This is a genomic window from Chitinophaga chungangae (genome assembly GCF_017742215.1).
Classification (GTDB): Bacteria; Bacteroidota; Bacteroidia; order Chitinophagales; family Chitinophagaceae; genus Chitinophaga; species Chitinophaga chungangae.
The window spans coordinates 1,277,337-1,290,501 of the sequence record NZ_JAGHKP010000003.1; the positions used below are offsets into that span (position 1 = coordinate 1,277,337).

Sequence of the window (13,165 nt, forward strand, 5' to 3'; positions counted from 1 at the left end):
GACCCGCTCCCCGACTTTTCACTTTGCAACACAAAGTAAAATTAAATTTCCGGATAAAACAAAGGAATTATAAAATTCCTTCCACCTCTACTTTTATTACGGTTGCAATATCGTTCGTGCCTTTGGCGGGCAGCGTGAATATGGCGTTGCCGCCACCGTTGCCGGATTTCACGGAAGCTTTGGAACCTATTACCACGGCGCTTTTCACGGGTTTGTTCAGTCCTGTTACTTCCAGCGAGCCGTTGGCCGGCCATTCGAATACGGAAAGATACAGAATGGTGTTGTTGCCGTGTTGTTTGCGGGTGATGCGGCCCCAGCTTTGCGGTTTTAGCGGGCTGCCTTTGGTGCCGTACACGGCTTCGCCGTTCACTTTCATCCACTCCCCTATGCCTTTCAGGCTTTTGATACTTTCTTCGGGGAACTCGCCTTCGGCGGTGGGGCCTACGTTCAGCAGGTAGTTGCCGCCTTTGGACGCAATGTCTACCAGGTTACGCACCAGCGTTTCCACGGATTTCCATTTATGGTCGTAGCTTTTGAAGCCCCAGGTGCCGTTCATTGTCATGCAGGTTTCCCAGTCGCGGCCGTCGAGCTCGCTGAGGTTGGGTATTTTCTGTTCGGGCGTTTTGTAATCGCCGGGGAAATTGGGGCGTTTGAGGCGGTCGTTGGTAATGATGTGAGGCTGCAATGCCAGCGGGGCCTGCAGTTTTTGGGCTGCGTCGTCGGTCATGTTGGTCGGCGTGTCCCACCAAAGCACGGCCACTTCGCCGTAATTGGTGAGCAGTTCCTTTACCTGCGGCACGGCTACGTCGTTGATGTACTGGTCGAAGGTTTTGGTTTCCTGCGCCGGGTCCCAATGGCCGTGATGCGCTTTGGTATAGGCGTCTATTTTAGCGGAATCGGGATTGGGCCAGCCTTCGCGCATGTCTTTGCGTGCGGCGGAACCGCCGGGGTTGTTCCAGTCCTGCGCCTGGGAATAATAGAACCCGAGCTTGATGCCGTGTTTTTTGCAGGCTTCGGCCAGCGGTTTGAGCAGATCTTTACCGTATGGCGTAGCGTCGGTGATGTCCCATTTACTGGCTTTGGAATTGAACAGCGCGAACCCGTCGTGGTGTTTGGCGGTGATCACGATATATTTCATGCCCGCGTCTTTCGCCATTTTCACCCATTCTTCGGCGTTGTATTTAACCGGGTTGAACTGTTTGGCGTACCCCTGGTATTCGGCCACGGGTATTTTGCTGCGGTTCATGATCCATTCGCCGCCGCCGCGCGCCATGGGGTAACCTTTGTAGGTGCCGGCGGGCACGGCGTAAACGCCCCAGTGGATGAACATGCCGAAGCGGGCTTCCCTCCACCATTTCATTCTTTCGTCGTTGGATGTTTGTGCGGATAACGATTGTGCGGCGAGGATCACCGCCAGCAGACAGGCTATTTTTCTCATGGAATTTATTTTAAAATGCAAACGTTTGCAATGAAAGCAAGTTCGCATAAAACGGGCGGAGCTGGTGCGAGGTTTTTCGCCAATAACGGTATTTTTTTAGCATAATGAAGCTTTTCTGCGGGAAATAGGGCTAAAAATAGAAGTGAATACCGGTATTCATACTGTAAGCCAGCACAAAGAGCGCGGCCAGCTTTTCCAATACCGGGAACGCTTCTTCTTCCGGTTTGCGGTTCATGACATCTCCCACCACAATTATTCCTATTGATAATTTTTCTCTTGTAAGAATAGCGGCGCTTTCATAGTCGTCGATCAAAGTGCCGCAGAAATGATCCAAATCCATCATAATACCTTCGCCAGCAGCAGGTCGCGGTCGGTTTGACGACCAACGCTGAACTGGTGCTCTCCGAATTGAGAAAAGCCTTCTTTTTTATAGAATGCCAGCGCGCGGAGATTGTGTTCCCATACGCCTAACCAGATCGTACGTACGAAATTTTCCCTTGCAACGGCAATGGCGTGTTCCATCAGTATTTTTCCCAGTCCTTTCCCGAAATAAGCGCCCAGCACATAAATTTTCTCCAGTTCCATGACCGGTTCGGGCAGCAGTGTGCCGTTGTCCGGCTGGCGGTGAAGGTTGAGTTTGATGAAACCCGCCTCCTGCCCTTCGTGCCGGAGGATAAAATACTGTGTACCGGGGCTGCTCCATTCCGCCGTGATGGCGGGCAGGTTTTTTTTCGTGGAAAGAAATTCCTCGAGGTCCTGCGCGTTGTACACATCGGAAAAAGTTTCGCGGAAAGTGCGCGCTTCCAGCATCGCAAGCGCCGGCAGGTCCGCTTCCTGCGCGCGTATTACAGATGGTTCCGTCATATGACCGTAATTTATGCTATTTTTGCAACGGAACCTCCTGGAAAATTATGTGGAAAACCTTGCTCGTATTACCCATATTCGTTACCGAAATTGCCAATGCGCAAACGATCCATCGTGAAGATTTCAGGATAGCCAGCGATCCCGGCGTACAGATCTTCGTACGCGAGATCAAAACGCGCAAACGCAGCAAAAGGCCTCCCATCCTGCTGCTGCACGGCGGCGGAGGCGGCGGCATCGCCTCGTTCGACCTGCCGATAGCCGGCGGTTCCCTCGCGGAAGACCTCGCCAAAGAAGGCCAGCATGTTTTTATCATGGACGCCCGCGGATGGGAAACTTCTACCCGCCCCGATTACGATACCCTCAAACGTTGGATGATCGCCGCATCGAGCATCGAAGTGTCGCACGACATCGACGCCGTGGTGGATTTTATCCGTGAAAGAACAAAAGCCAAACAGGTAGCGCTGTTCGGTTGGGCCACCGGCGGCCAGTGGATGGGTTATTACGCCTGCATTTACCCCAACCGCGTAAGCTCGCTGATGATGCTCAACAGTTTGTATAACGAAAAAGCGCCCTGGGCTTACACCATCCCCTTCCGCAGTCCGCTGGATACTTCGCAGTTCGATTATGCCTCCACGCCTGTATTGCGCAGGGCCGGTAAACAGCAGCTGCTGGACAACTGGGATAAATCCATTCCCGTTGAAGATAAGTCGTTGTGGCGCGACCCCGCCATTGCCGAGCTGTATGCCAAAACCGCCGTCGGTTTTTATGAAGACAGCATCCTGAGCGTGCCGGGCGGTTACCGCGCGGAAGCGTTCTACACCGCGCAAGGCCGCGGCCAGTGGCATGCCAAGGAGATCAGGGTGCCGGTATTGTACATCCGCGGGGCGCACGACAACTGGAGCCGCCCACAGGACCTGCTGGCGCTGCAATTACGCCTGGAGAACGCGCCCAAAAAGCTGTTCATCACCCTCCCCGATGGCTCTCACAACGTACAGCTGGACCGGCCGGAAAAAGGCCGCGCGCGGCTGATCCAGGAGATCGTTGCATTCAACGTAAAACGCAAGTAAATAAGGGGTTGCGAAATTTATCTTCCAAAAAAGATGAAGAATATTTGGATCGAAAAAATTAATTCCTATCTTTGCAATCCCAAAACGAAACGGGGATGATTCCGTAGCTCAGTTGGTAGAGCAATACACTTTTAATGTATGGGCCCTGGGTTCGAGTCCCAGCGGGATCACTGGAAATTTGCAAGACCTGCGCGTAGCGCGGGTCTTTGTGTTTTTACTCTATAATTTGCTCTATAAAACTGGTTTCGGTTATTCTTATTTTACGGAACCTTATGAAGATTGATCTGTCTTTATGAAGTTAAAGAATAAAAGTCAAGGCAACTCGTTTTGAAATAGATAATTAGTTTATACTGCTTAACCATCTATTATATTTTACGTTTTGCCAGAATAAGCGAAATGCAGCTAAGTAAAATAAATAGACAATTTGGAAATCTCCTAGGAATCTTATGGAAGCGGTAACGTCCGGTTCGCACGATTTTTCAAAGACCCGCGCTTGGCGCGGGTTTTCTGTTTTTAGTCGAGTTCCCTTTTGTTTTCAATGATCTTTACGGAGGTTAACTTTTTCAATCCAAAATTAGAATCTCGCTTCCCGTCAACTCCTCAAATTATTTTGAGATCAATTTTCTCAGATGTGAGTTAATTTAATTCATATTAACAAATTATTAACTATAACAAAAGCAATCTTCCATTACTTTAATCCATTGATTCCATTTTATGATTACGTCAATCATGTAAAAGTTCGAAGAGCAAATGATAAAAAGCCTTTCACTTAATAATGTCGCTACCTATACTGAAGAATGTATTGTTTCGCCAACTATGGTCAATTACATTTTTGGCGCAAACGGATCGGGAAAGACAACTCTTGCCAAAGTAATTGCAGATCACACACGTTGGAGTAGCTGCCGAATTGAATACACTAAAAGGCCGATAGAGAGGTTGGTCTATAATAAAGATTTCGTAAATGAAAATTTTAGTCAGAGCAGTGAGGTTAAGGGAATCTTTACATTAGGCAAAAATTCAAAAGAAGTTCAAGATGCCATTAAGAGTTTAAAATCCGATTTGACAAACGTTGAGGATGATATTGGTGCGGTTGAAAAAAGTATAAAAAAGAGCGAAAGTAACCTCCAAGAAGCATATGAAACAGCGCAGGGTCAAGCTTGGAGAAAAAAAACGCAATATGATAAGTACTTCAAGACTGCATTTACTGGTTTCAATGGCGGCAAAAAGACCTTCTTTGACAAACTAATTTCGATAAATCCACCAACATCTCAAATAGATGAGAAAATTTTGATTGAAAAATGCGAAAAGCTATATAATTCCGCACTTTCGATATTCAATTACCTGCCGAATCTGGACTACACAACCTTACTCAACTTATCCCAAAAGGATATTCTGACACGTAGGGTTGTAGGTAAGGAGGATATTCCTTTTGGTAAGCTCATTAATTTTTTAGGGAATAGTGATTGGGTAAAGAAAGGGTTAGATTACGTACCGAATGATGATATCTGCCCGTTTTGTCAACAAGACCTTAATTCCGATATTATCAAAAATTTGCAGGATTTCTTTAATGAAGATTTCAGAGATTCATTAGAAGAGATAACCAATATTGGTAAAGAATACGTGAAGCAATCAGATATTTTAAAAGGGCAATTCGATTCAATACTTAGCTCAAATGTTTCATTTTTGAACTATGAAGCTGTAACAAGCAAGATCGCGCTTGCGAAAGAACAGATGGAAAAAAATATTGCCAGTTTAAGGAATAAATTTAATAATCCCAGCCAGCAAGTTTTTTTGGATTCCTTAAGTTCAGTCTTAAATGAAATTGATGATTTTATTAATATGTCAAACAAAGCGATAAAGGAAAATAATGATCTACTAAATAATTTAATAAAGGCAAAGGAGAATTTGGTACTAGAGGTTTGGAGCTTTACACGTGGATTGCTTTCTAATGAATTGGATGTTTATTTTAAGGCCCGCGATATTTTTGAAAAAGCAAATTCAAAGCAACAGTTACGACTGGTTGAATTGAAACAGAAGAGGAAAGACTTAACTATTGAATTACATTATAAGGAATCGCAAATTACGAGTATAAGTCATTCAGTGACAGAAATAAACAAAATACTTACTTCATTTGGGTTTACGGGGTTTCACGTCGCGGAATCAGAAAATAATGGGTACTATAAAATTGAAAGAGAAGATGGTAGTGCGGGAAAGGAGACGTTAAGCGAAGGTGAATACAATTTTCTTACGTTTCTTTATTTCTTTCACTTAATTAAAGGGAACTTTGAAAGTAATGGGATAAACACAGATAGGATTGTTGTAATTGATGATCCGGTTTCCAGTTTAGATAGCAGTACATTATTTGTGGTAAGCAATTTGGTGAAATCAGTAGTTAGGGAAATAAAAAGTCAAAAGTCTACAATTAAGCAAATTTTTGTACTTACTCACAATGTCTACTTTTATAAAGAGATAACATATTTAGGGTCAGGAAAGAATAATACCAAAAACGAGTCATATTGGTTAATCAGAAAGTTGGAAAATTGTAGTCGAATTGCCATGTATGAAGCTAATCCAATTTCAACTGCATATCAGCTTCTATGGAAAGAATTGGAGTCTCCCAAAACTGTAAATCCGATTACAATATTCAACACGCTTCGAAGGATATTAGAGTACTATTTTCAAGTCATTGGGGGAATTAACTACGAAGAAGTGATACATAAGTTCGACGGAGAAGATTTACTGGTGTGTAAAACACTTTTATCTTGGATTAATGACGGCTCACATTCTGTATACGAAGACATGATTCTTTCAAATGATGTAGAATCAATTGAAAAATATCTTTTAGTATTTAAAAGGATTTTTGTTAAACTCGGACATGAACGGCATTATTGTATGATGATGAAAATTGAGCCATCGAGAGAAAAGAATGAACTAATGGAAGAGGATAATGATGAAACTAAAGAAGAGTTAGCTAAGCAAGCCCTTGCAAATGTTGGGTCTTGATGTTTCCGTCATTATCGATTTGCTTGAATAATTTACAGACAAACATTATATTACTCTGAGGCTAAATGGATTTTAAGTATCTTGATAGAAATCAATGAGATATGAGCCTACTTCCTTTTCATCGATTGAAATCATTCCATTTTATTTGAGCAGTCATCTAATTACAATTACTTAACCTTGCACTTTCGTCGATCTCATGAAAAACATCAAGAGCATTTTGAAAGTTGGTCGATAGCTGCGACCCGGCGAAAATTAATAAATGACTTTTGGTTTTGGGCTTTGTGTCATTATGCAGCTTTGGTAGCAATTTGTGGAGTTGTACTCATGGTCGTTCTGGCTAGCTTTAGTTTAACTTATCTCTTAATTGTAATAGTCGTCGGTATTGTACTTTACTTGCCTTTATATGTGCTTTTGTACCGTCAGGCTTTTACCGGTGATTTTCTCCCGAAACTGGAAACGGTGATAGCGGAATTCGAGGGTGATCAGCGGATTTGGGCCGAAAAGTGCAAACAGAAACAGCTTTCCACGCGGGGGCTTGTATTGTTCTACTATATTTTAGATAAATGTGCGGAAATCAATTATTTGACCCCTAGCGATAAGTCCGCAAACCTGCTGCTTAAAATCTTCGGTGTAAGCCAAAAGGGCCTAAAAAATGAACTCGACTTACTATTTAAGAAGGAAAAGCGGGCAAAAATTGAGCAGCCAGTCCCGCCCGGCCAAATTCCGAACCGTTCTCGCGGGTGCGCTGGAAGGCGGGATCTGTGGCAATGCGTTCCGCATCAACACCACCTTTCTGACGGGCCAGATCTCCGGCCACGGTCGTGTAAAACGTAACGTTGCCGATGCTGCCTTTCAGCTTGATGAGCCCTGTTTGTCTTGCCATGATATACGATTTTAGTTAAGAATGGGGCAATTTGCATAGCCATGCCCATTAGGCTTTTACATCTGCGCGTGATGCCGTAAATTGCTTTACAACACCAAACTACACCGGCATTTCATCACAGAAAAATTCTCATTCCGAACATGCCGATTATGCAGAAAATAATACCAAGCCGCATGGTAATTTTTGCGCGGGATATACAGAATATCACCGGGCGCAGTGAAAGAACCGCGCGGTTATTGCTTCAGAAAATCCGTAAATCCCTGGGCAAAAAGGTCGGGCAATTTATTTCAATTGCTGAATTTTGCCAGTATACTGGCCTGAGTGAAGAAGAAGTACGTGGTTTCCTAAAAAGGTAACCAGCAAGGCAATGCTGGTCGTGCAATATGGGACTATTTAGAAACTACTAAGTAGTTTATTTACCTGGCCAAATAGGGAGGTTAAATATTTATCACTTAATAATCATCCAAGTAAAATTTAGGATGAATGAATTTCCATATTTGCTTAGCAATTTGCTATATTTGAGAATTGCGTTAACTTATTTTTATTTCTCAATGAAGATACTGATTGATACAAACATTTATCTTGATTTTTACCGGTCAAATAAAGAAGGGATAATTCTCTTAACTGAATTAATTGCACAAGATGAAGTCATTATATTGACGGATCAAATAATCCAGGAATTCGAAAGGAGTCGAGAGAAGGTAATTAGGGCAGTATTAAAAAGCTTTGAGCAGGAGTCGAAACTTGATAATTTTTCCAGCTCATTGTTAAATGATATGGATGAATTTAAAGAACTTATAGAAATACAGAAATCATATAAAGCTAAAAGAGATGAAGTAAATAATTTAATTACTAAGATTTTAGAAGATCCAACGAAAGACAAGATCGCAGTTTTTTTTAAAGAATTAGTAAATAAATCTATAGCTAAAGATAGGATTTTATATACTGATGATGATATAATTAGAAATGCTCATACAAGAAAGCTAATTGGAAATCCGCCAACAACGCCAGACAAGTATTCCATCGGCGACGAGATAAATTGGGAAATTATACTTAAGTATTTAGATGAGGATATTATAATTGTCGGCAGGGATAATACATTTAATGACAATTTTAGTTTCCTGAAAAAAGATTTTCATAAACGCACTGGCCGTGAACTTAAAGGAGTGACGGAAAAAATAACCGATGCATTAAAATCTGTAGGCATTCGGCCTACAGTGGAGTTGGAAAAAGCGGAGGAAAAATTAATTGAATCTATAGAAAAATCCCATTATAGTGAGTTTTGGAAGCGAACAGTAAAGGATGAAGAGGGTGATATTTAATTTATTCTCATTAAATTGGCAAAGTGGCTTGCTTTAGTATAGATATATATTTACTTTTGTTATAATTCTGAGAAATGGGAAAATTTGTAATTACATCTAGTAGAAATGGGGAGTATAGATTCAAATTAATTGCAAGCAATGGAGAAATAATCCTTGTTAGTGAGGGATATTCTTCAAAAGCGGGTGTCTTAAATGGCATTAATGCCGTAAAATTGAATGCAACAATTGCTAATAGGTTTGAAAAAGTAATTTCATCAAATGGGAAGTTATATTTTAATTTAAAATCATCTAATGGAATGGTAATCGGAACCAGTGAAATGTATGAAAGTGTTGTAGGGAGGGATCGCGGAATTGATGCAGTAGTAGCACATGCTCCTGATGCCACAATTGAAGATAGTAGTACTAGTTAATTTATTATAGGCATAGCATGAGTTTTCATTAAACAACTGGCTGTTTGATTTAATCCTGCCTATTTTATCTATACAGTCATTGGCAATACCATTTATAGCAGTTATTTCTAAATTGAGATATTTCACTTCATACCGTATGTTTTACACCATTCTGCTACATTGTTGAAATCTTTTAAGTCTAGTTCGAGTTTTAATGGTTTTACAAAATCTATCGCACCTTTTGTAAATGTAGAGGTTGTCACTAAAACGGCCTTATTATATCTTTCAGCAATTTTTACACCATAGAGCCCTCGGACGAGTTCTTTGATTTGTGAATGGATAATAAACTATTCCTCTGGGACGCCTCTCACCTTTCGCTTTTTCTTCGTTAATTTTCATATGCTCCTCACATAAAAAAAGGACAGGTGAAGTCTTGTTGGTAAAATATTTCTGGATCTTCAAAAAAATCATAAAGAGCGACCTCGTAGTGGGCAAGTTGACTACACTGTTGAACACTACATGTTTAGCAAGGTTGATATGGATATTTTCGCGGGTACTGTTCCATAAAGAGGGAAAATAAATTTGATTTATTTAGGCTTTAGGAAGATGTTTTAAACATGGAAATATCTGTCAAATTAAGTTATATTATTAACATATGCTAAAATATTCAACTTGGAGATTAAATAACCATGTATGTTTTCTGCTTCAGAATCTTTGAATTTTTTCAGGTCAACACTCAAATATGAAGCCATTTTCTATTTCATTGGAAGCCCGATTAGAGACAAGTCTTCGCGAGATTTAAAGCGTTGTGGATATATTTTGATACCCTTTATACTATTTCGTGTTCCGAACTTCCGTACCTTTGACTCTCAATCAGTTCTTTGCAAACCCCAATGAAATAAGGCATTCCAGCGAGGTAACAAAAAAGGTTACACCACTCCAAAAGTGCCCGGAAACACACGGTAATAAAGGCTTTAATATAGTCCCAGCGGGAATGATCACCGCGAAATCTGATGAGGTCATATCAAAAATAACTCCATCCCCAAAACTAAAAACAAAAAAAGCTGCCTCATTTACTTTTAAGACAGCTTTCTTGTTATTCTGAAGCGGCGCAACCCCGCATATATCGTTTCTTTCTACTTTCGCCCCGACAAAGCCCCCAACACCGCTTCGAGGTTCTGCATCGATGCAGCATATCCTTCCTTGAAGCCCATTTCGATCATCTTTTCCAAACGGGCAAGCGATTCGTTATAAATGGTAATGTTCACTTTTGTTATGCCCCCCTCCTCGCTAAAACTAAACTCCCAATCAGAACCTGGCATCTCAGGGTTTTCATCTTTGTCCGAAAAAACGTTGAACATTTTGAAATGGGTCTTGGGCGTAATGGACCTGTATTCCTGGATCGCCCAGCGTTCCACCCCTTCCGGGCTTACCATCGCATAAAACCTGCGTCCGCCCACTTCAAAATTCATGTGTTTGGTTCTTGCGGTCCAGGGTTTAGGCGCAACCCATTGGTCGAGAATTTCCGGTTTGGTAAAAGCATCCCATACCAGCGGAAGGCCGGCGTCAAATTCCCTGGTGATGAATACCGTCTTGGCCGCCTTGTCTACGGTAAAATCGAAAAGCAGATTCTTTGTCATTTTTTTTGTTTTTTTAATGTTGCCAATACCTGGTCGAGCTGATTGAATTGAGTTTCCCAAATCTTTCTGAATTGGTCTAACCATTTATCGATCTCCTTCATTTTCTGAATTTGGAGCGAGTAGTAAATTTCCCTGCCTTGTTGTTCCTGTTCTACCAGTTCGCACTCCGTCAATATTTTTATATGTTTCGATACGGCCTGCCTGCTGGTATTAAAATGTTCGGCAAGGGCATTAGGCGTCATCGCCTGCAAAGCAAGCAAGGCAATGATCGCCCGCCTGGTCGGGTCGGCAATAGCCTGAAAAATATCCCTTCTTATTTCCATCTTGAATTAATTGCAACCATGTGATTGCAAATATACGTGCAATTATCTGGTTGCGCAAATTTATTTTTCCGGGTTGAACTATAAAGCCGGGAAAAAGTATGCTTTACTTTTCCCCGGCTTTGCTTTTTTAAACACTTAAACTGAACGAACGGCTCTCCTACAGCCCAATCTTCCCATACGGCACCCTGATCGCCTTCACACGGTAATAGTACGGGTCCAGCCAGGCGCCCTCACAGCTTTCCAGCCCGCAGCCGGAGAAGTTGAGGCAGTACGTCAGCAATAGTTCCTGCCGGCCGTTGTCGAACTCCGGGTGCACAACCGGCGTGTAATACCGTGCGTATTGCCCTTTAAAATATTCCTGGATCGTATATACTTTCACGGGCGGGGTAAACGGGCCGATGGGCGAACTGGAAGTGGAGATATAGATGTTCCGGGTGGTTTCGCAGTTGAAACCCTGGTCCATCGTCATATGGATATACCTGCCATTGAGGTACGCAACGCTGTTGGTGCCCTTGCCGGTCGTTACCTTCGCCGCCGCGCCGGGGCTGGGGCTGCTGGTCCAGGTGCTGCCGTTGTAATATTGCCATTGCAGCGGATTGTTCACGGGGAAACGCGCAACGTGAATGTAACTTTCATAGTTGAAGCTGATGCCTTCGCTGCCGAATGCATATACGTATCCGTCGCCCGGCTTCACCATGCCTGTCGAATAATTGATCACGGGCGTACCGCTGAAACCATTCGGCACGAAACGCTCAGACACCCACTGCGTGCCGGTGCTCTGCGTCAGCCGGTACAGCGATTGTCCTGTTGCATTCAGGCCATTGCCTTCCCCGCATTGCACATACACTTTGTCGCCGATCTCGATGCCGGGGCCGGACCAGGTCCAGGCCGTGCCGGGCTGAATATTGAAGATCTGCTTCGGTTTGCCGGAAGTGCTGGTAGTGATCGTCATGTTCGGCGCGTCATTGGGGTTCCAGTTCGTTTTCGAAGGCTGAATGAATACGGAATTGCTGTAACTGTGAAATGCCCCGCAGTTGAACATGCCGTTCGGCTGCACCTGGGAGCCGTCCCATGCATCCTGCGTTACCCACAACACCTTGCCGTTGTTGCCGCTCCAGGTCAGCGGGATCGTATTGCCCTGGTCGAATGCGGCGGAACCGAGGCTGGCGCTGTTGCGGTGAAAGAAACGCACCACTTCATCGTCGCGCCAGGTATCCACCGCAATGGAATTTACCGTCCATTGCTGCTTTGTATCGGTCACTGAAGTTTCCTGTATCACCTTCGCGCCGTTTGCAGTGGAGCCGCCCTGAACAGACAGCGCCAGCCCGTTGCCTTTGTTGAAGATCTTGTACTGCCCGTTGCCGAGGTCCTGCATGCGCCAGAGCTGCTGGTCGGCCGGCAGGGGAAATGCGGCGTACTGTTGCAGGATGGTGCCGCTTGTGCCGGAGCCCGACGGAACATCCAGCAACTTGCCGCTGTACAGGTTCCGGATATGATAATACTTTACGCCGCCAACGGTGGTCCGGTAGATCACATGCCATTTCTGCCAGTTATCCATCTGGCCGGCAGGACCGGAAAATTGCCACTGCTGCAGCTGTGCGTTGTCTTTGAATTTTTCATTGAGCGTTGGGCTCCCTCCTGTTTCGAGGTACTTGCCGCTTTTAACGTTGGTAATGGTGACTGTAGCGTAATCGGGCACAGCCAGCAGGGCTACGGATAGTTTTGTGTCGTCCAGCGTAACGGGGTCGTCCGTCAGCGGCTGCCGGCAGGCGGCCATAACAAGCAGGCAACACAACATGGAAAGGATTTGTTTTTTCATAGTACGTGTTTATTGGTGAAGATGAACAAACGAAGGGCGTTCGGCGAGGCGCCGGCGGATAACTTTACGGGTGTTATATGACGGATGCGGTTATCGGCTGATCCTGCGGTATTGTATCAGTTCACGTACCGGGGCGAAAATCAGGCAGGATACTTCAGGAATAAGACACGCTGGCGCCAGCATACCGCTACCGGGAGAGAAAAAATATCGTCTGGTATTACGCCTGCCATTCCTTCACCGGCCTGAATGAAGAAGAGGCATATAGCTTCCTGAAGTGATAAACGTCAATTAACGCAACATCAAAAAACGTCTAAGAAAATGAACGTGCAGCTTGTGACGATTTGTATTTCAGGTATCTCCCATTTTTTAATGAAATACCGTTATTCCAGCCATTTTTGTAATTTTTGATTGAAATAA

The 13,165-nt window shown here is 43.7% G+C and carries 13 protein-coding genes and 1 tRNA gene; 6 read left to right on the forward strand and 8 right to left on the reverse strand.

The window, feature by feature from the left end:
* Positions 1-67 precede the first annotated feature (67 nt).
* The 3 genes from J7I43_RS19525 to J7I43_RS19535 all read right to left on the reverse strand — a co-directional run bounded on the left by J7I43_RS19525 (position 68) and on the right by J7I43_RS19535 (position 2,302).
* Positions 68-1,438, reverse strand: a complete 1,371-nt coding sequence (locus J7I43_RS19525; RefSeq protein ID WP_209147542.1) for an alpha-L-fucosidase — start codon at positions 1,436-1,438, stop codon at positions 68-70.
* A gap of 130 nt (positions 1,439-1,568) precedes the next feature.
* The gene (locus J7I43_RS19530) at positions 1,569-1,772 is read right to left on the reverse strand and encodes a hypothetical protein (protein ID WP_209147543.1); all 204 of its coding nucleotides are present in this window, start codon (positions 1,770-1,772) and stop codon (positions 1,569-1,571) included.
* Positions 1,773-1,777: 5 nt separating this feature from the next.
* Positions 1,778-2,302 carry a GNAT family N-acetyltransferase gene (locus J7I43_RS19535; protein ID WP_209147544.1) on the reverse strand — a complete coding sequence of 175 codons (525 nt, stop codon included), beginning with the start codon at positions 2,300-2,302 and terminating at the stop codon, positions 1,778-1,780.
* 47 nt (positions 2,303-2,349) lie between these two features.
* Between J7I43_RS19535 and J7I43_RS19540 the strand changes: the two genes are divergently transcribed.
* The 3 genes from J7I43_RS19540 (at position 2,350) to J7I43_RS19550 (ending at position 6,372) form a co-directional block, all read left to right on the forward strand.
* Positions 2,350-3,369, forward strand: coding sequence for an alpha/beta fold hydrolase (locus J7I43_RS19540; RefSeq protein ID WP_209147545.1), 1,020 nt, complete (start codon positions 2,350-2,352; stop codon positions 3,367-3,369).
* A 97-nt stretch (positions 3,370-3,466) separates the two neighbouring features.
* Positions 3,467-3,539 (forward strand) — tRNA-Lys (locus tag J7I43_RS19545).
* 580 nt (positions 3,540-4,119) lie between these two features.
* Entirely contained in the window at positions 4,120-6,372 is a 2,253-nt protein-coding gene (locus J7I43_RS19550; RefSeq protein ID WP_209147546.1) for an AAA family ATPase, read from the forward strand.
* Positions 6,373-7,042: 670 nt separating this feature from the next.
* On the opposite strand, the gene J7I43_RS19555 is transcribed toward J7I43_RS19550, so the two are convergent.
* Complete coding sequence (locus tag J7I43_RS19555; RefSeq protein WP_209147547.1) at positions 7,043-7,255, reverse strand: hypothetical protein; 213 nt, start codon at positions 7,253-7,255, stop codon at positions 7,043-7,045.
* A 140-nt stretch (positions 7,256-7,395) separates the two neighbouring features.
* Between J7I43_RS19555 and J7I43_RS19560 the strand changes: the two genes are divergently transcribed.
* From J7I43_RS19560 to J7I43_RS19570, 3 genes are all read left to right on the forward strand, one after another.
* A complete protein-coding gene (locus J7I43_RS19560; RefSeq protein WP_209147548.1) occupies positions 7,396-7,611 on the forward strand; it encodes a hypothetical protein in 216 nt (71 codons plus the stop codon).
* Between the two features lie 195 nt (positions 7,612-7,806).
* Positions 7,807-8,577 (forward strand): PIN domain-containing protein, encoded by a 771-nt coding sequence (locus J7I43_RS19565; protein ID WP_209147549.1) that lies wholly within the window; start codon positions 7,807-7,809, stop codon positions 8,575-8,577.
* A 74-nt stretch (positions 8,578-8,651) separates the two neighbouring features.
* Positions 8,652-8,987: a YegP family protein gene (locus J7I43_RS19570; protein WP_209147550.1), complete on the forward strand. Its 336-nt coding sequence runs from the start codon at positions 8,652-8,654 to the stop codon at positions 8,985-8,987.
* Between the two features lie 122 nt (positions 8,988-9,109).
* Here J7I43_RS19570 and J7I43_RS25065 read toward each other — a convergent pair whose 3' ends face one another.
* From J7I43_RS25065 to J7I43_RS19590, 4 genes are all read right to left on the reverse strand, one after another.
* Positions 9,110-9,310 carry a restriction endonuclease gene (locus tag J7I43_RS25065; RefSeq protein WP_209147589.1) on the reverse strand — a complete coding sequence of 67 codons (201 nt, stop codon included), beginning with the start codon at positions 9,308-9,310 and terminating at the stop codon, positions 9,110-9,112.
* 792 nt (positions 9,311-10,102) lie between these two features.
* The gene (locus J7I43_RS19580; protein ID WP_209147551.1) at positions 10,103-10,606 is read right to left on the reverse strand and encodes an SRPBCC family protein; all 504 of its coding nucleotides are present in this window, start codon (positions 10,604-10,606) and stop codon (positions 10,103-10,105) included.
* Positions 10,603-10,929: an ArsR/SmtB family transcription factor gene (locus J7I43_RS19585; RefSeq protein ID WP_209147552.1), complete on the reverse strand. Its 327-nt coding sequence runs from the start codon at positions 10,927-10,929 to the stop codon at positions 10,603-10,605. Before J7I43_RS19585 ends, J7I43_RS19580 begins: the two co-directional genes overlap by 4 nt.
* A gap of 157 nt (positions 10,930-11,086) precedes the next feature.
* A complete protein-coding gene (locus J7I43_RS19590; RefSeq protein ID WP_209147553.1) occupies positions 11,087-12,748 on the reverse strand; it encodes an RICIN domain-containing protein in 1,662 nt (553 codons plus the stop codon).
* Positions 12,749-13,165 lie beyond the last annotated feature (417 nt).